We start from the raw sequence: 23,775 nt of genomic DNA, 5'->3' as shown, positions 1-23,775 counted from the left end.
CGGCGTCCCGCAGGGCGCGGCGGGTGTGATGGTCGAGCCCGGCGGCGTGGGCTTCTCGGGCTCTGCGGTCTTGGTAGTCCAGCAGTCCGGTCAGCGCCTGGGCTTCGGTCTGGCGGGTGGTGATGATCAGTGCTCGGGCTTCGGAGAGTTCTGGTTCTTGGGCCAGGTGCGCGGCCCGGGCGGGCCAGAACACGGAGCCAGCCGCACCGTCGTCGTTGTGCTGGCCGTGCTGGCTGTGCCGGTCTGGGTGCGGGTTCACCCCGTCCTGGTCCTCCATGTCTCCCACGCTATCCACCTCCTCTGACGTCTCTGCCGGGGTGCCCGTCTCTGCCGTACCTGCGGGGGAGCCCGTCCCGGCTGCCCTCTCGCGGGGGGGTCCTTCCCCGGCTCCTCCTGGTGCTGTTCAGTCTTCCGGCGCCCTCTGACACATCCCGGAGGAGCGGGACCAGACGGCCAAAACGCACGGTCAGATCCGACCCCAGCCCGGCGGTGGCTCCGCTCAGGCCTCCGGTGTGCTCCTGACACTTCCAGCACGCACTGACATACCTTCGGCTCCTGCCGCCACCCCGCCCCTCCCTCACCGTGACTCCGATCACATGTTGCTCCGGATCGGAAGAACGCCCCTTCCCCCACCGTTGTTCAGATTTGAACGAGAACCTGCACGCCCCCACCAGCTGAGGAGCCCCATGACCTCCACGACCGCCGAGACCACGATCGTCGAGCGCGAGACCCTGCACCAGCTCTTCGAAGGCGCCCGCACCACCCACCGCTTCACCGACGAGCCGGTGGACCTGGACATCATCCGCCGGGCCTACGAGGACCTGCGCTGGGCGCCCACGGCCTTCAACAACCAGCCTCTGCGGCTGACCGTTGTCGCCGGTGAGGAGGCCCGCCGCGCCGTCGTCGAGCACCTGATGTCCGGCAACCAGGAGAAGACGCTGACAGCCCCGCTCACCCTGGTGGCGGCCTATGACCCGCAGTGGCATGAGCACATGCCCTTCCTCACGCCGGGCATGCCCGGTCTGCGGGAGAACTTCGCGGACAAGCCCGACGCCCGGGCGGCCATGGGACGTGACAATGCCCTCATCCAGCTCGGCTATCTGCTGGTCGCGCTGCGCGCCCACGGTCTGCAGGTTGGCCCCATGACCGGCCTGGACCCGGCCGGCGTCGACACCGCCGTGCACGCGGAGAACGGCTGGAAGACGCTGGCCGTGATCAACGTCGGCCACGCCCCGGACCCGGAGCACGACGACGCCCAGCACCCCCGCGGCGGCCGCCTCGAGTTCGAACACGCGAGTCAGGTCCGCTGATCCGCGTCCGGCGATCCGGTGTAGGGTGGTGCGAATTCTCGCCGAGCTCACCCAGCCGGATCGCCCGCCGCTCTGCTTCGGCCGGCAGCAGGTCCGGCGCACAGCCTTCCGTGCTCCTGCGCTCTGACACGGCGATTCCCCTCCCCCGACGAACGGACCCGCCGCCATGCCGCAGGACACCCCTGCTGAGCCGCACCCTCCGAGGCCCCACACCTCCACCGCCACACTGCTGCCCCAAGAGGCCGAGCGCTTCCCTGAGAATCCGCAGAAGCCCGGCATCTCGCTGAACGCGGTCTTCTGGACCGCGGTGACGCTGATCGTCGCGTTCATCGCCGTGGCCGGATTCTGGCCAGAGCGGATGAACGCGACCGCTGGTGCGGCGATGAACTGGGTGACCGCCACCAGCGGCTGGTCCCTGCTGATCATTCCGCTGGCGCTGATCGCCCTGCTGTTGGTGCTGGCGTTCACCCGATTCGGCCGCATCCGCCTGGGCCCGGACGACTCCCGCCCTGAGTACCCCACCTATGCGTGGATCGCGATGCTGCTGGGCGCCGTCATGGGCATCGGCCTGATCACCTACGGGGTGGCAGAGCCGGTCTCCCACCTGTTCGACCCGCCGCACGGGCTGACCGAAGCGGGCAGCCAGGAGGCCGCCGTCGACGCCCTGCGATTCACCTTCTTGGACTGGGGCATCCACGCCTGGGCCGTGTTCGCGACCTTCGGGCTCGCCATCGGTTACTCCACGCACCGGCTGGGCCACAAGGGGCTGGTCTCCCCGATCCTCCGCCCGCTGATCGGGCGGCACGCGGACGGGCTCCTCGGCAAAGCCGTGGACGTGCTGGTGATCCTCTCCACCCTCTTCGGCACGACGACGTCGCTGGGCCTGGGTGCCGCACAGATCAGCCAGGGGCTCAGCCAGATCACCGGGCTGCCGCTGACCACGGCGTCGGTGCAGATCGGCATCATCGCGCTGATCACCCTCATCTTCACCGCCTCCGCCATGAGCGGGGTGGGCCGCGGCATCCGCTATCTGAGCCAGACCACCATGGTCCTGGCCGCCGCGCTGCTGATCTTCGTGCTGGTGGCCGGCCCCACGAGCTGGCTGATCAACATCTTCTTCCGCTCCCTGGGCTCCTACGCCGGCGGGTTCGTGGAGATCAGCCTGATGCTGCCCACCGACGCCGATGACCTGCAGTGGATGCAGTGGTGGACCTACTTCATGATGGCCTGGTGGATCTCCTGGGGCGCCTTCGTGGGCGTGTTCCTGGCCCGGATCTCCCGCGGCCGCACCATCCGGCAGTTCGTGCTGGTGGTGCTGGGCGTGCCGTCACTGGTGTTCTCCCTGTGGTTCAGCGTCTTCGGCGGCGCCGCCATGTGGATGGACCTGGAGCGCGGCACCGGCATCGGGGAGGCCGCCGTAGAAGACGTCAACACCGCCTTCTTCGGCCTGCTCGACCAGCTGCCGCTGACCCTGCTGACCTCCGTGGCCGCCGTCGTGCTGGTGGTGCTGTACTTCGTCACCGGCGCGGACTCGAACACCTATGTGCTCTCGGTGATCTCCTCCGACGGCCGCATGGACCCGCAGCGCTCGGTCATGGCCGTCTGGGGCGTGCTGACCGGCGCGACGGCGGCGGCACTGCTCTACGCCGGCGGCCTGGAGGGCCTGCAGACGGCGGTGATGCTCTCCGCCGCACCGTTCATCTTCGTGATCCTGGCCCTCGCGGTGTCGCTGGTGATGATGCTGCGCCGGGATCCACTGGTGGCGCCGACGCACTGAGGCGGCACTGGACCGGCACTGAACCGGCACGTCAGGCGCCCGGACGACGCCGGCCCCACACGGAGGCCAGCAGCCCGCCGGAGATGTTGTGCCAGACGGAGAAGATCGCACCCGGCAGGGCTGCCTCGGGGGTGAAGTGGGCACCCCCGAGACCTGCGGCGAGACCGGAGTTCTGCATGCCGACCTCCACGGCGATCGCCCGCCGGGTGGGCACAGAGCCGCGGGTGAGGAAGCCGGCCAGGTAGCCGATGCCGTAGCCGCAGCAGTTGTGCAGGATCACGCCGAGGATTAGCAGCACGCCGGCGGAGGCGAGCACGTCATGGGAGCCGGCGACGACGGCGAGCACCACATAGGTGATGCCCAGCACCGAGACCCACGGCAGCGCCGGCTGGATGCGGGCCACGATCCGCGGCAGCAGGAGACGCAGCACGATCCCGCCGACCACCGGAATCAGCACGATCTGCACGATGCTGGAGGCCATGTCGCCTGCCGCCACCGGCAGGTACTGGCCGGCCAGCCACAGGGTCAGCAGCGGCGTGAGCACCGGGGAGAGCAGCGTCGAGATCGAGGTCATGGTCACCGAGAGGGCTACGTCGCCGCGGGCCAGGTAGGTCACCACGTTCGACGACGTCCCACCGGGCACGCACCCCACCAGGATCAGACCGGCCGCCAGCGCCGGGGGCAGCTGCAGCAGCACCGCGATCCCCAGGGCCAGCAGCGGCATGATGCTGTACTGGAAGACCACGCCCAGCAGCACCGGCAGAGGCCGCTTCACCACCAAGGCGAAGTCAGGCAGGGTCAGTGTGAGGCCCATGCCGAACATGATGATCATCAGCGCGTAGGTGACCCCGGCGCCCAGCGGCGTGAACGTGCCGGGCAGCAGCAGAGCGGCCGCGGCCCCTCCGAGAATGAGCAGCGGGAAGACGGTGACGGCGAGCCTTGCGCTGCGCGGGCTCTGATCCGCGGCCGGACGCGCCTGCTGAGCCGAGTGCGTGGGAGACATGGTTCACAGGGTGCGTCGCGCCGGTGATGCTGTCAACGACGTCGGCCCGGGCGTCCAGCATGTGGTCTGGGGCGCCGATGCGCGACGCCCCAGCCCACACGGCCGTTCAACTGTTCAGCGGCTCAGTCCCTCACTCCACGAACACAGTGGTGGCGCGCGCCGGGGCGGTGAAGGTGCCGGCCTCGGCGTCGAAACCGGCCTCGGCGAAAGCTTCGTCCACCGAGTCCTGCAGCACGGGGTGCAGGTCCATCGCAGCGCCTGCCCGTTCGGGCACGGTCTGCTCCACCCGCTCCGGGGTGGGGTTGATGATGACCGTGACCTGCTCGAAGGCGTCGTCCAGTCCGGACATGTCGATGGTCATGGTGATCACGCCAGGCTCGCCTGCGCCGTCGAGCGGGAACTCGACCCGCTCGGCGACGTCCTCGAAGGCGCCCAGGCTGAACGCCCCGGTGGAGGAGGCGATGCGCAGCTGCTCCAGGTGCCGGTCACGGCTGAACTCGATCTCGTCACAGGTGGGCGCCTCGACGGCGTTCAGCGTCTCCTCCGCCCACGGCCACTTGGCCTCGCTGGTCCAGGCCGGGGGCAGTCCGACGCCGAACCCGTTGGTGGAGTCCCCGAACTCCTCGGCGGCCCCGCACTGCCAGCGGATGGCGTTGAACCAGTCACCCGAGTCATAGGAGTCCCGGTCCAGGGACTTGGACCGCATCAGCTCGGAGCCTGCGGTGACGAATCCGATCCCCTGGCTCAGCGTGGCCAGGGAGAGGTTCACCGACTGCATGCGGGCCCGGTCGAGCCCGGCGACGTCGTGGTCCAGCTTGTAGGCCAGCAGGTCGAAGAGGATCTCGTTGTCGTGGGCGTCCACGTAGGTGACCGCCTCGCCGGGCTGTTCGGTGTAGCCGGCCGGGGCTCCGTTGTAGTCCAGCTCCGAGCCGGGGACGGTCTCGCCCCCGGCGGTGGTCAGCGTGTAGTCGGCGAGGTTGCCGACCAGCCCGATGCGCACCAGGTCCGCGGCGTGCAGCAGCTGGTCGAGCTGCTGGCCCTCGTCGCCGGTGAGTCCGGAGCCGTTGTCCTGGGTCCACAGGCCGGTGCCGAAGCCCTGCATGCGGGGGTCCTCGTCGAACGGCCCGCCGCCGTGGGCGGCGTCGCGCAGGCGGTCATTGAAGGTGGCCACACCAGTACCGCCCATGGTCAGCTGGCTGGCCTGCTCGAACATGGCATTGCCGGCCACCTCTCCGAAGTCCCAGCCTTCGCCGTAGAGCAGGAAGTCCGGGTCGATCTCCTCCACAGCCTCCTGCACGGCCAGGATGTTGTCCTTCGGGTGATGGCCCATCAGGTCGAAGCGCATCCCGTCGATCCGGTAGGCCTCGGCCCACAGCTGGGCCGACTCCACGATGAACTTGTCGAACATGGTGTGCTCCGGGGCGGTGTTCTCACAGCAGGTGGAGCGCTCCACGTTCCCCTCGGCGTCGAGGCGGTGGTAGTAGCCGGGCACGATCCGGTCGAACACGGAAGTGTCGGACAGCCCGGAGCCGGAGGTGTGGTTGTAGACGACGTCGTTGACCACCCGCAGGCCCATGTCGTTGAGCGCCATCACCATCTCCCGGTACTCCAGGATGCGCTGGGCGCCGTCGGCGTCCGTGGCGTAGGAGCCCTCAGGGACGTTGAAGTGCAGCGGGTCGTAGCCCCAGTTGAAGGCGTCGTCGCCGCGGACCTCGCCGATGCAGGCCTGCTGCTCCGGAGAGTCGGGGGCGAACTCGGTGAGGTCGCAGTCCGGCTGAGCCTGGTCGACCTCGGGGATCGTCGCGATGTCATAGGTGGGCAGCAGGTGGACGTGGGTCAGTCCGGCCTCGGCCAGGTCCTCCAGGTGTCCCACGGAAGTGGAACCGCTTTCAGTGAAGGCGCTGTAGGTGCCGCGCAGGTCCTCGGGCATGGTCTCGTCCGCCACCGAGAAGTCTCGGACGTGGACCTCCCAGATCTGCGCGGCCGCGGGGTCCACCGCCGCGGGCTTGTCCAGGCCTTCCCACCCCTCGGGCATGAGGGCGGGGTCCTCGAGGTCGACGATCTGGCTGTGCGTGGAGTCGGCGGCCAACGAGACCGAGTACGGGTCGGTGACCGAGTGGGTCTCCACCTGACCAGTCTCGGGATGCCAGACCTCCACCCGGTAACGGTAGAACTGCCCTTCCCAGTCCTTCTTGCCCTTGACCGACCAGACGCCGGTCCTCTTGTCGTGCTTCATGCGGTGGACCGTCGGCTCGGCGTCGGGCGTGGTGTGCAGCTCCAGCTCCACGCTGCGCGCCGTCGGGGCCCACACAGCCAACTCCGGCTTCTTGTTCTTCCAGGTCAGGCCCAGGTCCTCGTCAGCGGCGTCGGCGTAGACGTCATCGAGCACCCCGGCGATCTGCACACCGGTGGCCTCCAGCACGTCTCCGGCGGCGTCGAGGGCGACAATGGTGAGCCCCCCGCGCAGAGCCTCATCCACGTTCACGCGGCGCGGCACGGTGAAGGTCGCGTAGTCGGCATACCGACGGTGCGCGTCGGCCTGGTCCTCGGTCATGGCTCCGGCGGGCGCGAGGACATAGGCCTCGTCGTCGCCGAGCTGAAGCAGGACCTTGTCGACGTCGGAGCCGACGTCGACGGCGACGGTCTCCGCGTCGATCCAGTGCGCACGCTGCGCCTCGGCCTCGACGGCGACCGGCGACGCCGACGACGGACCACCCTCGGGGGAGGCGCCGGGCACTGAGGAGGCGGGTGTCGCGACGGCCGTGAGCAGCAGCGCCGCGGACAAGGTTCCGGCGATCAGTGGGCGGGAACGTGGAGAGGGCACGGGAAGACTTCCTTCCGAGGGATGTCGAGTGATGTGATTCACAGCACACTACGGATCTCTCCAGTTTCCTGCAAGCGCTTCCAGTATCGGTGCGGTCCGATCGGCTACTCTGAACGACACGGATTCGCCGAGCCGAGGGGACGCCGCCATGATCACCAGAGACTCAGCCGGCAGAGACTCAGCCGCCAGAGACTCAGCGGCCAGACACTCAAGACGGCCCGTCGTCGGCCTGGCGGCGGTGGGGCTGCTCGCCGCCGGCTGCGGCGCCGACGACGGCGAGGGAACCACCCCGGAGCCGGAGACCACCGCCGCAGCTCCCGCTGCAGACCCCGAACCGGAGCCAGAGCCGGAACCTGAGCCAGAGCCCGAGCCCGAGCCCGAGTACGAGCCGCCGTCCATCGGCAAGCACGCCGCAGAGGCCACCTGGCAGTTCGCCCCGCGCGGGATCAATGCCCCGCTGGAGATCCACCTGACCGACGGCGAGGCCGAGGACCTCTACGTGGCGTACCGGCACCGCCCTGACCTGGGCGAGGAGATGAATCCGGACGTCCGCTCCGAGGAGCGCGACGCCGTCTACACCATGGGCGAACCGATCGAGGGGGACCTCACAGGTGACGGCGTCACCGATGCCGTCATCCCGCTGACCGCCACCTTCGGGGAGGACTCCGAGACGCTCTGGTACGTCTGGTTCGGCACCGAGGACCCCGGCGACGGCGATCCGGTCGCCGAGCAGCACCCGTTCCCGGTGGCCGCCGCGCAGGAGTGCGGCAACGACGTCGCCGACGTCCGCATCGAGGACGGCGCCCTCCACCTGGAGGTCAGCAATGTGGTCAACTACCACTCCGACTGGGAGTGCGACGGCCCCTTCGCCCCTGACGAGCATGACCACCAGCACCTGCCCCGCACCGTCGAGGTCGAGGAGTTCCACGGCGAGCCGCTGCTCGTGCAGACCGCGCCGGTGCGGGCCTGGGGAGGCGTCTGCCCCGGCACCGACTCCCCCGAATGGTTCCCCGGCGGGGACCAGGCGGTGACCCTGACCCCGGACCCGGACAGCGAGGTCCTCGACGGCGGTCCCGGTGTGAATCTCTGGCTGGGCGGCTTCTTCTTCGGCGAGGACCCCCTGATGGACGTCAGCGACGACATGGTCTTCATGAGCTACACCCCCAGCGAGCACCAGCAGGAGCAGGCCGCCGGGGGCTCCCCGCTGGCCGGCTGCGGCTGGGTCATGCGGTCCAGCTGACCCGACAGACTGAGCCGGAGGACTGAGCACCCGCGGACCCGACTCGATAGGCTGGGCCCATGAACTCACCGGCGCATGACTACGAGCCCTCCGCCCACGAGCAGCACTACGTCGGCCAGCTGCGCCGCCAGCGGCTCACGGCCTCGCGGCTCTACGTCTGCACGGACCTGCAGCGGTTCATCACCGACCCGGAGGCCGGCCCGGTGGACGAGCTGGACTTCGACGCGCTGCGCGACTTCTTCGTGGCCGCCTACTCCGGCGGAGTGGACATCATCCAGGTCCGGGACAAGCACGTCACCGTGCAGACCGAGATCGCCGCGCTGACGCTGCTGCGGCAGGTCGCCGACGAGTACGCGGGCCTCTCCGCGGCCAACGACCGCGCCGACGTCGCGCGGATCACCGGCGTCGACGTCTTCCACGTCGGCCAGGAGGACCTCTCCACGGAGGAGGCGCGGCTGATCCTCGGCGACGACATCATCATCGGCCGCTCCTGCCGCACCGAAGACCAGGTGTGGGAGGCCGCCAACGACCCCGGCCTCGACTACTGGTGCACCGGGCCCATCTGGGAGACCCCCACCAAGCCCGGCCGCGCCGCCGTCGGGCTGGATCTGCCGCGCTATGCGGCCCAGCTGGAGACCCCGAAGCCGTTCTTCGCCATCGGCGGCATCAATGCCGAGAACATCGGCCAGGTCACCGAGACCGGCGCCTACCGGGCCGTGGTGGTCCGTGCGGTCACCGAGGCCGACGACGTCGCGGCGGCCGCCCGCGCCCTGCGCGAGCGCCTCCCGGCCTGACCTGGGAGCCCCGGCCGCCGGTCCGGCCGCCCGTGCCGCCGGTCTGCCGCCGTCCTCCCGACGGCCGGCCCGATGACCGCCCCGACGTCGAGCCCTCGAGCTCGGAACGCCCGGAGCCGGCCTTCCTCCCGCGCGCGACGCCGATGAACTCCTGGATGACCTCGTCATCGCGGTCCTTCAACCAGCACAGCCCCACCTCATAGCCGGGCAGACCCTCCACAGCGCGGATCACCACGTCCTTGCGGGACAGGGCGCGGGCCACCGAGTTCGGCAACAGCAGCAGACCGGCCCCGGAGGCCGCCACCTCCAGCGCCATCCGCTCGGCGGCGGCCAACTCGCCCCCGGCCTTCGGCTCATGGACGGCCGCACTCGGGTCCACATGAATCGGAGCCATCTGGGTCGGGTCGAGGAAGGCCTCCTCCGCGATATCCTCCCAGCTCACCGTGTCCTCGGCGGCGGCGACCCAGTGCTCGGCGGCGGCGCAGACCACGGGCAGCTCCTCATAGAGGCGCACCCGGTAGAAGCGCTCGTCAGTGAGTACCTCCCCGGCCGGCAGGCGCAGGTAGCCGAGGTCGGCCAGCCCGGCGGCCACCCGGTGCAGCTGGTCGGAGCCGTCGGGGGCGCCGTCGTCGTAGTAGTCCACGGCGATGCGGATCTGCGGGAATCGCTGACGCCAGCGCTGCAGCCACTTGTCCGGGGTGGCACCCGGGATCGCCGCCAGGCGCAGCGTCACGCGGTCCCTCCGAAGGTCACCGGGCGACGCATGGCGGAGGTGGCGAACTTCAGCGTGAAGCCCAGGCGCTCGTAGATCCGGGTGGCCCCCGTCAGGGAGTCGGAGTCGACGTCGAGCTCGATGAGGTCGTAGTCCCCGGTGGCGGCCGCTGCGGCGATGCTCTCGGCCAGCACCGCGCTGCCGAGCCCGGTTCCACGCGCAGAGGGGACCGTGCCGACCAGGTCGAGGTAGGCCGCGCGCTCCTCCCACTGGCTGGCCAGCGCGTAGGCCAGCACCGCGCCGTCGTCGTCGACGGCGAGGCGGGAGACCTCGTGCCGGGCGCTGCGGGCCGTCCAGCTCTCGTGCCACCTCTCGGGATCCGGCGGTGCGGAACCCCAGTGATCGGCGAAGGCGGCGGCGTGGGCCTCACGGACCGCGGCCTCATCGTCCGGCCCCGGACGGCGGAACCTCACCCCGGGAGGGGTGGCGCGCCCGTCCAGGACGTCGGCGGCAGTCTCCCCGGGAGTGAGGGGCCGCGCCATGAGGTTGAACCACCGGGCCACCTGGTAGCTACGGGACTCGTGGAATGCCTGCGTGCTGGATCCGGCGCGCGCTCCTCCGACGCCGAGATAGCCCTCGGCCTGGCCATGGAGCCGGCCCGCCTTCTCCACAGCTCGGGTCTCCAGCCGGGACATGAGCTCCGTACCGATCCCCCGCCGGCGGTCGTCGGGGTGGACGCCGCCGTCGAGCAGCGCACCGATCAGTCCGTCGCGGTCGGCCGCCGTCTTCACCGACACCTTGCCGAAGGCCACCAGGCGGTCGCCGTCCCAGACGGCGATCGTGTCACGCGCCGGATCAAGCTGGGAGGAGTCCAGCTCCTCGGCCAGGTCCTCGGCCTCGTAGAACTCCTCGGTGCCGTCGGCCTCGGCCAGGTGATTGACGAGGTCGGCCCACGCCTCGACGTCGTCGCGGGTGATGGTGGACCAACGGTACTCGGTGTCCACGGTCAGACCACCCTGGCCTTCAGGAAGTCGACGGCGCGGCCCCAGGCCAGCTTGGCCTTCTCGGCGTCGTAGGTGCCGATCAGGTTCTCGTCGTTGTGGAAGGCGTGGCCGGCGTCGTAGTAGTGGAACTCCACCTCCGCACCGGACTCGGAGCGGATCTGCTCCTCCTGGGCCTGCGCCTCCTCCACCGGGTACATGGCGTCCTGCTCCGCGTAGTGCCCCTGCACGGCCGCCTTCACGCCGGTGTAGGTGTCCGGGACGGCCTGACCGACGCCGTAGAACGGCACAGCCGCAGAGATCTTGGCCCCCTGCTGGGCGGCCAGCGCCAGCACGAAGCCGCCTCCCATGCAGAAGCCGATGGCGCCGACCGTCTTGGAGGTCACCGCCTCATGCTCCAACAGGAAGTCCGTGGCCCCGGCCAGCTGCTTCGCACCCTCCTCGGCGGGCAGCTTCGACATCATCTCACCGGCCTCGTCGCCGTCGTGGGTGATCCACCCGCCGTAGAGGTCGGGGGCCAGTGCGACGAAGCCGTCGGCGGCGAGCCGGTCGGTGACGTCCTTGATGTGGTCGGTCAGACCCCACCACTCCTGGATCACGATGACCGCCGGACCCGTGCCGGAGGGCGGCAGCGCCAGGTAGCCGTGCGCGGTGCCGCCCTCCGTGGTGAAGGTGGTGTTCTGGTGGGGTGTCTTCTCAGCCATGGTGGGAACCTCCTGTGCCCGAACGAACGTCCGGTCCCACCCTAGCCAACCAGACTGTGGAGGATCAGTCCTCCAGCTCCGCCGCCAGGTCGCGGTCGTAGAGCTCCTGGAACTCCTCCTCCAGGGACTCCAGCTCATCGGCGACGTCGACGTCCTGGGTGAGGATGCGCTGCAGGGTCTGCGCCAGGGCCAGGTCGCCGCCGGGCAGGAACACGCGGGCGTAGTCCTGCACGCGGGCGCGCTCCAGCTGCTCCACGGCGGTCTCGAACTGCGGGCTCTCCTCGTAGACGGCGGACATGTCGGCGTCCTTCTGCACCGGCACGTATCCGGTCGCCTCGGAAAAGGAGGCGGTGGACTCCGGGTTGGTCATGTGGCCCACGAACATCGCGGCGGCCAGCTGACGCTCCGGCTCGGAGTCGGAGGCGATCATCAGGCCCGCGCCACCGGTCGGGGTCTCACCGTCGCCGGCAGGCCCGCCGGGCAGGAAGGCGGTGCCCACCTCGAAGTCAGCGGTGTCCAGGATGCCGTTCAGCGAGCCGGTGGACGCCACCACCTGGCTGGCCGCACCGGAGGCGAAGTCGTCCGCCTGGTCGCCGGAGGCCACCGAGGCCCAGTCCTCGGCCGCCGCCTGGGCGAACTCGATCGCCTCGACGGTCTCCGGCGAAGACACCGAGGAGAAGTCCCACTCCTCGGACCAGCCGCCGCCGTAGCCCCACACGAGGTTGGCCATGGTCCAGGCCGGGTACTGGTCCTGCGGCGGGAAGGCGAAGGCCGAGGAGGCCACCTCGGCGTCCATAAGCTGCTCGGACACCTCGGCGACGTCCTCCCAGGTCTCGGGGACGTCGTCCTCGGAGAGGCCCGCCTCCTCGTAGTGGTCCGCGTTGTAGTAGAACAGCGGGGTGGAGCGGGCGTAGGGGACCCCGTAGTGGCTGCCTTCGTAGTGGTAGTCCTCATAGAGGGCGTCCACGTAGCCGTCGGTGTCCACCTCGGCCGCCTCGAGCAGCTCGTCCACCGGCACGAGGGCGTCGTTCAGGTGGTTCGGGAACCAGGTGGCGTCGGAGAGCACGACGACGTCGCCGACGTCACCGGTGCCCTGGGCAGTCTGGAACCGCTGGGAGGTCTCCTCATAGTTGGCGCCCGAGGTGACGACGTTGACCTCGATGCCGGTCTCCTCGGTGAACCCGGCGATCAGCTCCTCCTCCACGTCCGCGGAGCCGCCGGGATGGTTGGTCCAGAAGGTGATCTCCTCGGCCGGTTCGACCTCCGACCAGTCGACGCCCTCGACCTCGGCCTCGCCGTCTCCACCGGTGGTGTCGGGACCGCAGGCGGTCAGGGCCAGGGCGGCCACGCCGAGGACGGCGGTGCCGCGGACAGCTCGGGAACTGGTGATCCTCATGATGTGCTCCTCATCGGTGGTGCGGTGTGCAGTGGTGCGTTCTTCGGATGCGGTTCTGGTGTGGGGACCGGGTCATTTCACGGCCCCCTGGGTGAGGCCCGCGACGATGTAGCGCTGCAGGGCGGCGAAGACGATCAGCATCGGCACGATGACCAGCACCGCGCCGGCCATCAGGATGCCGTAGCTGCCGGTCTGGGTCTCGATGGACTGCAGCAGGTTCAGCCCCACCGGCAGGGTCATCTTCTCCGGGGAGTCGATGATGATCAGCGGCCACAGGAAGCTGTTCCACTCATTGACCACGGTCACCAGAGCCACCGTGGCGATGGCCGGCAGAGAGACCGGCACTGCGATCTGGAACAGCTTGCGGAAGTGGCCGGCGCCGTCGAGCTCCGCCGCCTCGAACAGCTCCTTGGGCAGCGCCTTGAAGTGCTGGCGCAGCAGGAAGGTGCCGAAGGCGGTGCCCAGGCCGGGCAAGATGATCCCCCACAGGGTGTCCCGGCCGCCGAGGGCGGAGATGGTCAGAAAGTTGGGCAGCATCGAGACCTCAGGCGGCACCATCAGGGCCACCAGGATGCCCAGGAAGATCAGGTTCGCCCCCGGGACTCGGATGAACACCAGCGCATAGGCGGTGGTGATCGCCAGGACCACCTTGATGGTGGAGCCGATCACGGTCACGTAGATGCTGTTGCCCAGCACCGTCAGCAGCGGCACCCGACGGGCGACGTCGCTGTAGTTGCTCAGGGTCGGGTCCTGGGGCAGCAACGTCGGGTTCAGGGTGACGATCTCGCTGGGGGGCTTGAAGCTGGAGAGGATCATCCACGCCAGCGGCAGCACGATGATCAGAAGGGCCACCAGGATCGGCAGGTAGCCGGTGAGGATGGTGTCCAGGAGGTTCTCGCGGCGGAAGGCGTCGGCCCAGGTGCCGCGGCGGCGCTGGCGGCGCTGCTCCTTGGTGAGGCGCTGCGTCGGGGCGATGTCACGCATAGTGGACCTTCCTCTCGACGTAGCGCAGCTGCACGGCGGTGATCAGGAACAGGGTGAAGAACAGCACCACGGCGATCGCGGCCGAGTATCCGGCGCGCTGGTAGGCGCCGAAGGACTGCAGGTAGATCTCGAAGATGATCGTGTTGGTGCCGTGCCCGGTGGGAGTCATGGTGCGCAGGATGTCGAAGGCGTTCGTCATGGAGAAGATGATGTTGGTGACGAACAGGAAGAACACCGTGGGTGTGAGCAGCGGCAGGATCACGGAGAAGAAGCGTCGGGTGGCGCCGGCCCGGTCGATGATGGCGGCCTCGAGCAGGTCCTTGGGGATGGACTGCAGTCCGGCCAGGAACACCACGGCACAGTAGCCGAGGTTCTTCCACACGTAGACGATGATCACCATGAACAGCGCCCAGTCCTCGTCCAGGTACCACTGGGGAGAGCTGATGCCGAAGGCTCCGAGGATGTGGGCGAGCCCGCCGCGGTTGGGGTCGAAGATGAAGTTCCACACCAGGGCCACGCCGACGCCGGAGAGCACGTACGGAGAGAACACGGCGGTGCGGGCGGCGGTGCGGCCGGGGATCTTCTTGTTGATGACCAGCGCGATGAGCAGGCCCAGGATCATGGACCCCAGCACGGCGCCGGCGGTGAAGATCCCAGTGACCCGCCAGACCTCGATGCCGGAGGAAGAGGTGAAGAAGTTGACGTAGTTCTGCAGGCCCACCGGGGTGGCTCGAGGCGAACCGAGCCGCCAGTCCAACGTGGAGTAGTACATGTTGGACAGCAGCGGATAGTAGATGAACGCCAGGATCAGCAGAATGTTTGGGCCTGCGAAGAGCAGGAACAGAGACCAGTTCCGGGACTTCGCCCGACGCCGGGCCCGCTTCCTGTTGGCCTCCAGTTCAGCCTCCGTCGGAGCGGGGCGCGCGTGATCTGCCGGTCTGTCATCTTCGGAGGAGGATGTGGCGCCCCTCACGGATCCGACAGACGTGGATCCTGATCCGCCTGATGCGGTCATCGGTGATCCCTTTCTGCCTCGGTGCGAACAGGGTCGCGCACCGAGCAGGTTCCCTCGACGTCGATGCGCAAACCTGGTTCATCCTAACCACACAGGAGTCGCGAATCCCTCGAATCCGTGAATCCGAGATGAACGCCGGGCGGCGGATGCGCGCGCTGAAGGGCTCAGGCGGTCAGCGGACCATCCGGATCTCACGGAGGCCCTCGGCGTCGTCGTCGACGACCTCCGCACCGTCCGCGCGGAAGCCCTGACGCTCGTAGAACCGGCGCGCCCGCGGATTCTCGGCGGCCACCCACAGCTGAGCGGGGGGACGGACGATGATGCGGGAATCCATGGTCCGATCATTCCAGGGCCGTGTTGGGTACTGTGGGCACGGAGAGTCTGACCTGCAGGAGCGCACCCCGCCGAGGAGTCCGATGCTCGATCTCATCCTGATCGCCGTCTTCCTGGTCCTGCTCGTCAATCTGGTCGTCGCGGCCTTGGTGGGCACGCGTCAGCGGGGTCGGGACAGCTGGCTGCTCATCGTGCTGCTCAGCGGCACCACCGGTGCCGCACTGACCGCCGTGCTGGCGCTGTCCGCCTCTCCCCCGGATCTGAGGATGCTCGACGTCGGGCTGATCCTCACCGCCCTGGCGGCGTTGACGGCCGCCGTGCGCACTGTGGGGCTGCGCCGCCGCTCTCCGCAGGCAGGACGGAGGTCCCCCGATGGTGCCCCTTGAGCTGCTGCGTGAGATCGGCGGCGCGCTGCTGCTGATCGCCGGCGCGTTCTTCTTCACCGCCGGCACGGTGGGGCTGATCCGCTTCCCCGACGTGCGGAGCCGCCTGCACGCGCTGGCCAAGGCGGACACCCTCGGGCTGGGGCTGGTCCTGCTGGGCGTCGGCGTGCTGCTGGGCAGCTGGACGGTGGGCGTGGTGCTGCTGGCCACCTGGATCCTCGCCCTCGGGGCGGCATCGGTCAGCGCCCACGTGCTGGCCCGCCTGGAGCGGGAGCAGCGGGAGGGGGCCTCATGACGGTGGTCGACATCGCCCTGGGCCTCGCCGTCGTCGTCACCGCCGCCGCGGCCCTGCTGCCCCGCCGACGCATGACCATGGTCATGGGTTTCCTGGTCATGGCGGTGATCATGGCGCTGGTGTGGCTGCGGCTGGGCAGCGTGGACGTCGCCCTGGCAGAGACCGCCCTGGGCACAGGGCTGCTCAGCGCCATCCTCGTACTGCTGGCCCGTGGCTGCCACGCAGCCCAGCAGCCCCAGGAGTCCCCGCGCGACGACGGCCCAACCGGTCGGTGGCTGCGCCGTCTCGCCCGGATCGGCGCCCCGGTCTTCGCCTGGGCCGTGGTCACGGCAGTCTTCATGAGGGTGTGGCTCGAGGTGGAGCGCCTCCTGCCCGCCTGGGAGGAGCAGCTGCCGGCGGCCATGGGGCCGACCGGTGTCGACCATGAGGTCACCGCCGTGCTGCTGACGTTCCGGTCCTATGACACGCTGCTCGAATCCGCGGTGCTGATGCTGGCCGGGGCGGCCGTGCTGGCCGTGACGGGCACGGAGGTCGGGGGCCGCACGGCCGCCCCGGGGACCACGATGAGCTGGTGGACCAAGGTCAGCGCCCCGGTCCTGGTGGTGGTGGGCCTGTGGCTGCTGTTCGCCGGGAGCTCCGGGTCCGGCGGGGCGTTCCAGGCAGGTGCCGTGCTGGCGGGCCTTCTCATGCTCGCCGACGCCTCCGGAGCGCGGTCGCTGCCTGATCTGCGGCGGGCGATGCCGTGGGGGCTCGCGGCGGGGGTGCTGGTGTTCCTGGCCGCCGCCGCACTGGGGCCGATGACCGGCCGCGGGTGGCTCGACTGGGAGCCCTCCTGGGGATTTCCGGTGATCCTCACCGTCGAGATCGCCCTGACCGTGGGCATCGCCGCGGCGCTGCATCTGCTCTACCTGGGTGTCCGCGCCCGGCGGGAGGTGGTGGCATGATGCCTCTCGCCGCCGACCAGTGGTACGGACTGATCGGGATCGCCGTCGCAGTCGCCGGGCTGGTGCGCCTGGTGACGGTCCAGGATCTGGTCGCCCGGCTCGTCTCCCTCAACGTGATGGGCGTCGGCTCGCTGCTGCTGCTCATGGCGGTGGCGTCCCGCGGCGCCGAGGTGGATCCGCTGCTCTCCGCCCTGGTCATCACCGGGCTGGTCATCACCGTCGCGTTCACCGGCCTCGGGGCGGTGCTGATCCGTCGGCTGGAAGGGCCCGACGGCGGGGAGGACGAGCTCCCATGACGCTGCCCGAGCTCGCCCTGGGCGCGGTGGTACTGCTCCCGCTGCTCGCCGCCACGCTCTCCCTGGCTCTTCCTCATGCGGCGCGCCGCTGGGTCGGGGCGGTCTCGGCCGCGGGCACGGTGCTGGCCACGGCAGCGGTGGTCTCCGCCGTCGCCGCAGGACAGGTGCAGGAGCTGGCGCTCTCCGGGCACGGCCCTCCGCTGGGCATCATGCTGCGGGCGGACGGCCTGAGCGCCCTGTTCCTGGCAGCCGCCGCCGTGGTCGGGGCGCTGACCACCCTGTATGCGGCCGCGCTGCCGTGGGCCACCGGCGTGACGAGCGACGACGCACGCGCCGGGCACCCCGCCTTCTGGCCGCTGTGGCTGGGCTGCTGGTCGGGGCTGAACGCGGTCTTCGTGTCCGGGGATCTGTTCAACTCCTATGTGGGGCTGGAGCTGGTGGGGCTCACGGCGATCGGCCTGGTGGCCCTGGGCGGTTCGGACGCCCTGGCCGCGTCCCTGCGGTACCTGTTCATCGCCGTCGCCGGTTCCCTGCTGTTCCTGCTGGGCGTGGGACTGCTGCTGGCCGCCACCGGCCATCTGGACGTGCTGCGTGTGGCCGAGGCGGCCGCCGACGTCGACGGCGCCCCTGTGGTGCTGGCGATGGTGCTGATCAGCGTGGGACTGGCGCTGAAGACGGCGCTGGTGCCGCTGCACCGCTGGCTGGTCCCCGCCCATGCCGGCGCGCCGGGGGCGGTCTCGCCGCTGCTGTCCGGGCTGGTGATCAAGGCGGCCCTGTTCGTGCTGCTGCGCTGCTGGCTGTGGATCGCTCCGGAGGTCGCCGCCGACGGCGAGGCCGCGCTGCGGGTCCTGTCCTGGGGCCTGGCGGTGCTGGGTGCGGCCGCGCTTCTGGTCGGCGGCGCGGCGGCCCTGCGACAGACGCACCTCAAGCCTCTGGTCGCCTGCTCCACGGTGGCGCAGGTGGGCTACTGGATGCTGCTGCTGCCGATCATCACCGACCCTGAGGCCGGCGACGTGGCCGCCGGAGCGGTCGGCGGCGCCGTCGCCCTGGCGCTGAGCCATGCCCTCGCCAAGGCGTCGTTGTTCCTGGCCGTGGGCACGCTGAAGGAGATCCACGGCACCGATGAGATCTCCGCGCTCCGGGGCGCCGGACGGGACCATCCGGTGCTGGTGCTCACCATGGGGCTGGCGGCGCTGAGCCTCATCGGACTGCCGATCTCGCTGGGATTCCTGGGCAAGTGGCAGCTGGCCACCTCGGCCGTCGCCGTCGCCCAGCCGGTGGTCGTGCTGGCGCTCGTCGCGGGCACGCTGCTCTCGGCCGCCTACCTGCTGAAGGCGGTGGGGCCTCTGCTGGTGGAGGCCGAGGATGACGAGCAGCCGGTCGGTCCTGCCCGGGGCGGGCTCGGCACTGTGCCGCACACTGCGCAGGGCGTCCCTCTGGCGCTGAGCCTGCTGACGGTCGGCACCGGGCTGCTCGGGGCCTGGACCGACGCCGTGCTGGGGGTGGGGGCGCCATGGTGACGGCCGAGGCGACGCTGCAGGGGTCCCTCCACGAGACCCTCGGGGGCATCATCTCCTGGCTGCCGCTGGTGATGATCCTGATCTCGCTGGTCGCGGCGGCGGCGATCTTCCCGCTGGCCGAAGGACGCGTGGGCACGCGGTCGGCGATCAACATCACGGCGGCAGCGGTGAAGGTCGCGCTGGTGGCCGCCCTGGTGCCCCCGGTGGTGGCCGACGGCGTCCGGCCGGAGGTCTCGATGCCGTTGCTGCCCGGCATCGACCTGGTGCTGCGGGTCGACCCGCTCGCCCTGTTCTTCGCCGGACTCTCAGCGATCCTGTGGCTGCTGACCACCATCTACGCGATCGGATACCTGGAGGGCAGCCCGCACCGGAGCCGATTCTTCGGCTTCTTCAGCCTGTGCGTCACCGCCACGGTGGGGATCTCCTTCTCCGGCAACCTGATCACCTTCCTGGTGTTCTATGAGCTGCTCACCGTCGCCACGTACCCCCTGGTGGCCCACCGGGGCACGCCGAAGGCCCTGCATGCCGCCCGGATCTACCTCCGCTACACGCTGACCGGCGGACTGGTGCTGCTCACCGGCGTCGTCTGGCTGACCATGCTGGCGGGCCCGGTCGACTTCGCCGAGGGCGGGGCCGAGTCCGTCGCCGAGCTGGCGCAGGCCTCACCGCAGGTCGCCACCGTGATCTTCGGGCTGCTGATCGGGGGACTCGGGGTCAAGGCCGCGCTGGTGCCGCTGCACGGGTGGCTGCCGCTGGCGATGATCGCGCCGGCTCCGGTCTCCGCCCTGCTGCATGCGGTGGCCGTGGTGAAGGCGGGAGTGTTCGGCATCGTCCGGATGGTCGATGACGTCTACGGGATCGAGGTCGCCGACCAGCTGGGGGTGCTGACTCCCCTGCTGGTGGTGACCGCGGTGACCGTGGTCTACGGTTCGCTGCGTGCGCTGCGCCAGTCCGACCTCAAGCGGCGCCTGGCGTACTCGACGGTCTCGCAGGTCAGCTACGTGGTGCTGGGCATCAGCATGCTGGACATCACGGCGACCGCCGGCGGGGTGGTGCACCTGGTCCATCAGGGGATCATGAAGATCACCCTGTTCTTCTGCGCCGGGCTGTTCGCCGAGACCCTGGGAGTGCACCGGGTGGAGGACACCCGCGGGCTGGGGCGGCGGATGCCGCTGACCTCTGCGGCGTTCACCGTCGGCGCCGTCGGCATGATCGGCCTGCCGCCGACGGCGGGGTTCATCTCCAAATGGCAGCTGGGGCAGGGCGCTCTGGACTCGGAGCACAGCTGGGTGCTCGGGGTCCTGGTGCTGTCCTCGCTGCTGAACGCCGCCTATTTCCTGCCGGTGGTGATCCGTCTGTGGGCGCCCGTCGACGCCGCGCAGCCGGGCTCACCGGTGCGGGAGCCGCGGATGCTCATGGTCCCCGCGGTGACCACTGCCGCATTCACGGCCCTGGTGGGCCTGGGGGCGTCGCTGCCGTTCGCGCCGCTGCGCGTGGCGGAGTTCATCGCCGAGGGGGTGTTCGGCTGATGCTCCTGCTGCTGTGCTGTGCGCTGCCGCTGCTGCTGGGCGGTCTCCTGCTGGCGGGCCGGGCCCTGCCGGAGCCGCACCGAGACCGGGTCACGACGACGGCGGCGCGGCTCGCACCGTTCGCCGCCCTGCCAGCCCTGATCCTTCCGGTCGCCGCCCGTGGAGGCCCGGGGCAGTCCGCGGTGGAGGTCCCCGGTCTGCTCCTGGGCACCAGCCTGGCGCTGGACGAGACGAGCAGGCCGCTGGTGGTGCTGACCGCACTGCTCCACGCGGCCGCCCTCGCCACGATCGCCTGGCGGCCGGCACCCGGGCCGCGGGACCGCTCGTTGCCCATGCCCGTGCTCAGCGCCTTCCTGCTGCTGTGCCTGGGCGGCACGCTGGGCGTGTTCCTGGCGGCGGACCTGGTCACGTTCTATGTGGCCTTCGCCGTGATGAGCTTCGCCGCGGCGGGGCTGGTGATCCATCACCTGGACAGGGCCGCGGTCCGGGCCACCCGCGTGTACCTGGTGCTCTCCGTGCTCAGCGAGACGGCTCTGCTGGCGGCTGTGCTGATGGTCGGGGCCGCCGGCGGCCTGCACCTGGCCGAGGCGCCCGCCGCCGTCGTGGGCTCGGACCACACGGGGCTGATCCTGGCTCTGCTGGGCTTCGGACTGGGGATCAAGGCCGGCGTGGTGCCGCTGCACCTGTGGCTGCCGCTGGCCCATCCCGCCGCTCCCCCGGCGGCCTCGGCGGTGCTGTCCGGGGCGCTGGTCACGGCTGGGCTGCTGGGGTTCCTGCGGTTCAGCCCGGAGTTCGCCGAGCCGGGCGCCGGAGCCGCCCTCATGGTCGTGGCCGCCGCCGGCGGGCTGCTCGCCGTCGCCGTGGGCGTGCTGCAGACCGACCCGAAGGTCGTGCTCGCCTATTCCACGGTCTCGCAGATGGGCCTGATGACGGCCGTCGCGGCGGTGGCGGTGGTCGAGCCCTCCGTCGCCGGGGAGGTCACGGCGGCCGTGGTCGTGTACGCGGTGCACCATGGCCTGGTCAAGGGTGCCCTGTTCCTGGCCGTGCCGCTCCTCAGCGCCGGGGGTTCTCGGCTGGTCCGGGGAGCAGTGGCCGCTGGAACGCTGCTGGCCGGGCTGTCTCTGGTCGGCGCCCCGCTGACCACGGGGTGGGCCGCCAAGTATGCGACCAAGGACGCAGTCGCCGACGATGCGCCCGCCCTGGAGGCGGTGCTTCCGTTCTTCGCCCTCGGCTCGGCGCTGCTGATGGTGCGGCTGGTCCGGGTGCTGCCCGCAGCAGGGGCCCGGAACGCCAGGAATCCGGGGGCGGGTCCGCTGGGGGCCTGGACCGTCATCGTGTTGGGCGGTGCCGCCGTGCCGTGGTGGATGGCCGCAAGCTCTCCTGAAGTCTCGACCCCAGGGTTCGATGCCGCCGCGGTGGGCGAGGGCCTGTGGCCGCCGGCGGTGGCCGCCGTGCTGAGTCTGGCGGGGCACCTGGTGGGGCGTCGGATCTCGACGCCGGCCGTGCCCGCCGGTGACCTCGTGGTCCCGGCGGAGTCTGCGGTGGCTCAGGCCACCGACGCCACCGATCGGGGGCTGCGGACGCTGGGACGCGCGGCCGACTCCGCCGCGGAGGCGTGGCGGCAGGGCTGGTCCCGTGCGGCCGCGGCCGCCCGCGCTCTCGGGCAGCGCGCCGACTCCAGCCTGGAGGACTGGATCCGCTCCGGGGCGGCCCTGCTGGCGCTGCTCGCCGCCGGTTCCCTGCTGGTGCTGCTCGGTTCAGGAGGTGGCGGCGGATGATCGTTCGCTGGGTGTCGGCCGCGCTGCTGCGCGGCCTCGTCGTCGGTCTGCTATGGACGGGCCTGACCCAGGCCGCCCCGGAGAAGCTGGTCTATGGGGCGGTGGCCGTCGTCGTCGGCGTCGGCGTGAGCCTCTGGCTGCTGCCTCCACGGCCGGCGGTGGCCGGGGGAGGCCTGCCCCGGCGGGCGGCGGCGGTGATGCGGCTCGGAGCGTGGTTCTTCCGGCAGATGGTCGTCGGTGGGGTCGATGTCTCGCTGCGCGCCCTGGGTCCACGCTCGGCGGTCCGCCCCGCGGTCGTGCGGGCGCCGCTGCGCCTGCCTCCGGGGGCCCGCCGGGAGATCGCCCTGCTGCTGATGAATCTCATGCCGGGAGCCCTGGTGCAGGCCGTCATCACTGGAGAGGATGAGGACCGCGAGGGCTCCGGCCACCACCACGGGTGGGTCGAGATCCACACGGTGGCGGAGTCCCTGCGTCCCGAAGAGCTCTGGGACCGGCTGGTGGAGCTCACCGGCGCGCTGCACCGGTAGAGTCCGCCCCGACGGCACAGGAGGAAGGAGGACGATGAGCCCGCACAGCGCACACATCGCCCGGGTCTATGACCAGATCATCGCCAGGAACCCCGGAGAGCGGGAGTTCCACCAGGCAGTCGAGGAGGTCTTCGAATCCCTCCATCTGGTGCTGGAGAAGCACCCCGAGTACATGGACAGCTCCGTGCTGGAGCGCATGTGCGAGCCGGAGCGGCAGATCATCTTCCGCGTGCCGTGGACCGCCGACGACGGCACGGTCCACATCAACCGCGGATTCCGGGTCCAGTTCAACTCCGCCCTGGGCCCCTATAAGGGCGGCCTGCGGTTCCATCCTGACGTGCTGCTGGGCACCATGAAGTTCCTGAGCTTCGAGCAGGTGTTCAAGAACAGCCTGACGGGTCTGCCGATCGGCGGCGGCAAAGGGGGCAGCGACTTCGACCCCAAGGGACGCAGCGAGACAGAGATCATGCGGTTCTGCCAGTCCTTCATGACGGAGGCGTACCGCCATCTCGGGGACACGGTCGACGTCCCGGCCGGAGACATCGGCGTGGGCCGCCGGGAGATCGGCTTCCTGTTCGGCCAGCACAAGCGCATCACCAACCGCTATGAGGCCGGTGTCATCACCGGCAAGGGCACCACGTGGGGCGGGTCGCTGCTGCGTCCGGAGGCGACCGGGTACGGCACCGTGTACTTCACCGAGCACATGCTCCGCAGCCGTGGGGAGAGCGTCGACGGGCGGCGGGTCATCGTCTCCGGGTCGGGGAACGTGGCGATCCACGCGATCGAGAAGGTCCAGGAGCTCGGCGGCACGGTCATCGCCGCCTCCGACTCGGCAGGCTGCGTCCATGACCCCGACGGCATCGATCTGGAGCTGCTGCGGGAGGTCAAGGAGCACCGGCGGGCACGCATCTCCGCCTACGCGGAAGCTCGGCCCCGGGCGCGGCACATCGACGGCGCGGTCTGGTCGCTGGCGGCGGAGGAGTCGGCGGACATCGCGCTGCCGTGCGCCACGCAGAACGAGATCGACGGCGACGCCGCGCGCGCCCTGGCCGAGGCGGGGATCCGTGCAGTCGCCGAGGGCGCCAACATGCCGTGCACGCCGGAGGCGGTGGACGTCTTCCAGGAGGCCGGGGTGCTCTTCGCCCCCGGAAAGGCCGCCAATGCCGGCGGGGTGGCCGTGTCCGCGCTGGAGATGCAGCAGAACGCCAGCCGTGATTCATGGACCGCCGAGTACACCGACGAGCGCCTGGCCGAGACGATGGAGCACATCCACACCCTGTGCGCCTCCACGGCGGAGGAATACGGCGTCGCGGGGGACTATGTGGCCGGGGCGAACATCGCCGGGTTCCTCCGTGTGGCCGACGCGATGCTGGCTCAGGGGGTCATCTGAGCAGGTGATCGGCGCCTCCC

Annotated in this window: 23 protein-coding genes; 13 read left to right on the top strand and 10 right to left on the bottom strand. The window is 70.4% G+C overall.

Features of this window, described 5'->3' with window-relative positions; genetic code table 11:
- Positions 1–277 (bottom strand): hypothetical protein (locus ABD658_RS14065; RefSeq protein ID WP_344744842.1); only part of this gene is annotated, 277 nt, incomplete at its 3' end.
- A 409-nt stretch (positions 278–686) separates the two neighbouring features.
- Between ABD658_RS14065 and ABD658_RS14060 the strand changes: the two genes are divergently transcribed.
- Positions 687–1,310, top strand: coding sequence for a malonic semialdehyde reductase (locus tag ABD658_RS14060; protein WP_344685259.1), 624 nt, complete (start codon positions 687–689; stop codon positions 1,308–1,310).
- A 166-nt stretch (positions 1,311–1,476) separates the two neighbouring features.
- Positions 1,477–3,087, top strand: a complete 1,611-nt coding sequence (locus tag ABD658_RS14055; protein WP_344685262.1) for a BCCT family transporter — start codon at positions 1,477–1,479, stop codon at positions 3,085–3,087.
- A gap of 31 nt (positions 3,088–3,118) precedes the next feature.
- On the opposite strand, the gene ABD658_RS14050 is transcribed toward ABD658_RS14055, so the two are convergent.
- Positions 3,119–4,090, bottom strand: coding sequence for a bile acid:sodium symporter family protein (locus ABD658_RS14050; RefSeq protein WP_344685265.1), 972 nt, complete (start codon positions 4,088–4,090; stop codon positions 3,119–3,121).
- 130 nt (positions 4,091–4,220) lie between these two features.
- Positions 4,221–6,914, bottom strand: coding sequence for a pullulanase-type alpha-1,6-glucosidase (pulA, locus tag ABD658_RS14045; protein ID WP_344685267.1), 2,694 nt, complete (start codon positions 6,912–6,914; stop codon positions 4,221–4,223).
- A gap of 148 nt (positions 6,915–7,062) precedes the next feature.
- On the opposite strand from pulA, the gene ABD658_RS14040 reads away from it, so the two are divergent.
- Together ABD658_RS14040 and thiE are read left to right on the top strand one after the other, a co-directional pair.
- Positions 7,063–8,154 carry a hypothetical protein gene (locus ABD658_RS14040; RefSeq protein WP_344685269.1) on the top strand — a complete coding sequence of 364 codons (1,092 nt, stop codon included), beginning with the start codon at positions 7,063–7,065 and terminating at the stop codon, positions 8,152–8,154.
- 59 nt (positions 8,155–8,213) lie between these two features.
- Positions 8,214–8,948, top strand: coding sequence for a thiamine phosphate synthase (thiE, locus tag ABD658_RS14035; protein WP_344685271.1), 735 nt, complete (start codon positions 8,214–8,216; stop codon positions 8,946–8,948).
- Here the strand turns inward: thiE and ABD658_RS14030 are convergent.
- From ABD658_RS14030 to ABD658_RS14000, 7 genes are all read right to left on the bottom strand, one after another.
- A complete protein-coding gene (locus tag ABD658_RS14030) occupies positions 8,887–9,681 on the bottom strand; it encodes a LysR family transcriptional regulator substrate-binding protein (protein WP_344685273.1) in 795 nt (264 codons plus the stop codon). The two genes, thiE and ABD658_RS14030, sit on opposite strands and share 62 nt — an antisense overlap.
- On the bottom strand, positions 9,678–10,664 hold the full coding sequence (locus tag ABD658_RS14025; protein ID WP_344685275.1) for a GNAT family N-acetyltransferase: 987 nt from the start codon (positions 10,662–10,664) through the stop codon (positions 9,678–9,680). Before ABD658_RS14025 ends, ABD658_RS14030 begins: the two co-directional genes overlap by 4 nt.
- A gap of 2 nt (positions 10,665–10,666) precedes the next feature.
- Entirely contained in the window at positions 10,667–11,365 is a 699-nt protein-coding gene (locus ABD658_RS14020) for a dienelactone hydrolase family protein (RefSeq protein ID WP_344685277.1), read from the bottom strand.
- A 64-nt stretch (positions 11,366–11,429) separates the two neighbouring features.
- Entirely contained in the window at positions 11,430–12,761 is a 1,332-nt protein-coding gene (locus tag ABD658_RS14015; protein ID WP_344685279.1) for an ABC transporter substrate-binding protein, read from the bottom strand.
- Positions 12,762–12,833: 72 nt separating this feature from the next.
- A complete protein-coding gene (locus ABD658_RS14010) occupies positions 12,834–13,745 on the bottom strand; it encodes a carbohydrate ABC transporter permease (protein WP_139827776.1) in 912 nt (303 codons plus the stop codon).
- Positions 13,738–14,718: a carbohydrate ABC transporter permease gene (locus tag ABD658_RS14005; protein WP_344685282.1), complete on the bottom strand. Its 981-nt coding sequence runs from the start codon at positions 14,716–14,718 to the stop codon at positions 13,738–13,740. The genes ABD658_RS14010 and ABD658_RS14005 overlap by 8 nt, the downstream gene beginning before the upstream one ends.
- A 214-nt stretch (positions 14,719–14,932) precedes the next feature.
- Complete coding sequence (locus tag ABD658_RS14000; RefSeq protein ID WP_344685284.1) at positions 14,933–15,094, bottom strand: N-acetyltransferase; 162 nt, start codon at positions 15,092–15,094, stop codon at positions 14,933–14,935.
- A gap of 82 nt (positions 15,095–15,176) precedes the next feature.
- Here ABD658_RS14000 and ABD658_RS13995 point away from each other — a divergent pair, with 82 nt between their 5' ends.
- Genes ABD658_RS13995 through gdhA form a run of 9 tightly spaced genes read left to right on the top strand, consistent with a single transcriptional unit; the run spans position 15,177 to position 23,755 of the window.
- Positions 15,177–15,479 (top strand): hypothetical protein, encoded by a 303-nt coding sequence (locus ABD658_RS13995; RefSeq protein ID WP_344685286.1) that lies wholly within the window; start codon positions 15,177–15,179, stop codon positions 15,477–15,479.
- Positions 15,466–15,771: a cation:proton antiporter gene (locus ABD658_RS13990; protein ID WP_344685288.1), complete on the top strand. Its 306-nt coding sequence runs from the start codon at positions 15,466–15,468 to the stop codon at positions 15,769–15,771. The genes ABD658_RS13995 and ABD658_RS13990 overlap by 14 nt, the downstream gene beginning before the upstream one ends.
- Entirely contained in the window at positions 15,768–16,715 is a 948-nt protein-coding gene (locus ABD658_RS13985; protein WP_344685290.1) for a hydrogenase subunit MbhD domain-containing protein, read from the top strand. The genes ABD658_RS13990 and ABD658_RS13985 overlap by 4 nt, the downstream gene beginning before the upstream one ends.
- Positions 16,712–17,011 carry an NADH-quinone oxidoreductase subunit K gene (locus ABD658_RS13980; RefSeq protein WP_311026259.1) on the top strand — a complete coding sequence of 100 codons (300 nt, stop codon included), beginning with the start codon at positions 16,712–16,714 and terminating at the stop codon, positions 17,009–17,011. The genes ABD658_RS13985 and ABD658_RS13980 overlap by 4 nt, the downstream gene beginning before the upstream one ends.
- A complete protein-coding gene (locus tag ABD658_RS13975; protein WP_344685294.1) occupies positions 17,008–18,531 on the top strand; it encodes a complex I subunit 5 family protein in 1,524 nt (507 codons plus the stop codon). The genes ABD658_RS13980 and ABD658_RS13975 overlap by 4 nt, the downstream gene beginning before the upstream one ends.
- Complete coding sequence (locus tag ABD658_RS13970) at positions 18,525–20,060, top strand: complex I subunit 5 family protein (protein ID WP_344685296.1); 1,536 nt, start codon at positions 18,525–18,527, stop codon at positions 20,058–20,060. The genes ABD658_RS13975 and ABD658_RS13970 overlap by 7 nt, the downstream gene beginning before the upstream one ends.
- The gene (locus tag ABD658_RS13965) at positions 20,060–21,838 is read left to right on the top strand and encodes a proton-conducting transporter transmembrane domain-containing protein (RefSeq protein ID WP_344685298.1); all 1,779 of its coding nucleotides are present in this window, start codon (positions 20,060–20,062) and stop codon (positions 21,836–21,838) included. The genes ABD658_RS13970 and ABD658_RS13965 overlap by 1 nt, the downstream gene beginning before the upstream one ends.
- The gene (locus tag ABD658_RS13960; protein ID WP_344685300.1) at positions 21,835–22,365 is read left to right on the top strand and encodes a Na+/H+ antiporter subunit E; all 531 of its coding nucleotides are present in this window, start codon (positions 21,835–21,837) and stop codon (positions 22,363–22,365) included. Before ABD658_RS13965 ends, ABD658_RS13960 begins: the two co-directional genes overlap by 4 nt.
- 34 nt (positions 22,366–22,399) lie before the next feature.
- Positions 22,400–23,755, top strand: a complete 1,356-nt coding sequence (gene gdhA / locus ABD658_RS13955) for an NADP-specific glutamate dehydrogenase (protein ID WP_344685302.1) — start codon at positions 22,400–22,402, stop codon at positions 23,753–23,755.
- Positions 23,756–23,775 lie beyond the last annotated feature (20 nt).

Origin of the sequence: Nesterenkonia aethiopica, assembly GCF_039534665.1 — a bacterium.
Taxonomy (GTDB): Bacteria; Actinomycetota; Actinomycetes; order Actinomycetales; family Micrococcaceae; genus Nesterenkonia; species Nesterenkonia aethiopica.
The sequence above is the reverse complement of the archived record's forward strand: the minus strand, read 5'-3'. Positions and strand labels throughout refer to the sequence as shown.

Coding starts and splice junctions, on each gene's coding strand:
- ABD658_RS14060 (WP_344685259.1), top strand. CDS start 687: ATGACCTCCACGACCGCCGAGACCACGATCGTCGAGCGCGAGACCCTG.
- ABD658_RS14055 (WP_344685262.1), top strand. CDS start 1,477: ATGCCGCAGGACACCCCTGCTGAGCCGCACCCTCCGAGGCCCCACACC.
- ABD658_RS14050 (WP_344685265.1), bottom strand. CDS start 4,090: ATGTCTCCCACGCACTCGGCTCAGCAGGCGCGTCCGGCCGCGGATCAG.
- ABD658_RS14040 (WP_344685269.1), top strand. CDS start 7,063: ATGATCACCAGAGACTCAGCCGGCAGAGACTCAGCCGCCAGAGACTCA.
- thiE (WP_344685271.1), top strand. CDS start 8,214: ATGAACTCACCGGCGCATGACTACGAGCCCTCCGCCCACGAGCAGCAC.
- ABD658_RS14020 (WP_344685277.1), bottom strand. CDS start 11,365: ATGGCTGAGAAGACACCCCACCAGAACACCACCTTCACCACGGAGGGC.
- ABD658_RS14015 (WP_344685279.1), bottom strand. CDS start 12,761: ATGAGGATCACCAGTTCCCGAGCTGTCCGCGGCACCGCCGTCCTCGGC.
- ABD658_RS14010 (WP_139827776.1), bottom strand. CDS start 13,745: ATGCGTGACATCGCCCCGACGCAGCGCCTCACCAAGGAGCAGCGCCGC.
- ABD658_RS14000 (WP_344685284.1), bottom strand. CDS start 15,094: ATGGATTCCCGCATCATCGTCCGTCCCCCCGCTCAGCTGTGGGTGGCC.
- ABD658_RS13995 (WP_344685286.1), top strand. CDS start 15,177: ATGCTCGATCTCATCCTGATCGCCGTCTTCCTGGTCCTGCTCGTCAAT.
- ABD658_RS13990 (WP_344685288.1), top strand. CDS start 15,466: ATGGTGCCCCTTGAGCTGCTGCGTGAGATCGGCGGCGCGCTGCTGCTG.
- ABD658_RS13985 (WP_344685290.1), top strand. CDS start 15,768: ATGACGGTGGTCGACATCGCCCTGGGCCTCGCCGTCGTCGTCACCGCC.
- ABD658_RS13980 (WP_311026259.1), top strand. CDS start 16,712: ATGATGCCTCTCGCCGCCGACCAGTGGTACGGACTGATCGGGATCGCC.
- ABD658_RS13975 (WP_344685294.1), top strand. CDS start 17,008: ATGACGCTGCCCGAGCTCGCCCTGGGCGCGGTGGTACTGCTCCCGCTG.
- ABD658_RS13970 (WP_344685296.1), top strand. CDS start 18,525: ATGGTGACGGCCGAGGCGACGCTGCAGGGGTCCCTCCACGAGACCCTC.
- ABD658_RS13965 (WP_344685298.1), top strand. CDS start 20,060: ATGCTCCTGCTGCTGTGCTGTGCGCTGCCGCTGCTGCTGGGCGGTCTC.
- ABD658_RS13960 (WP_344685300.1), top strand. CDS start 21,835: ATGATCGTTCGCTGGGTGTCGGCCGCGCTGCTGCGCGGCCTCGTCGTC.
- gdhA (WP_344685302.1), top strand. CDS start 22,400: ATGAGCCCGCACAGCGCACACATCGCCCGGGTCTATGACCAGATCATC.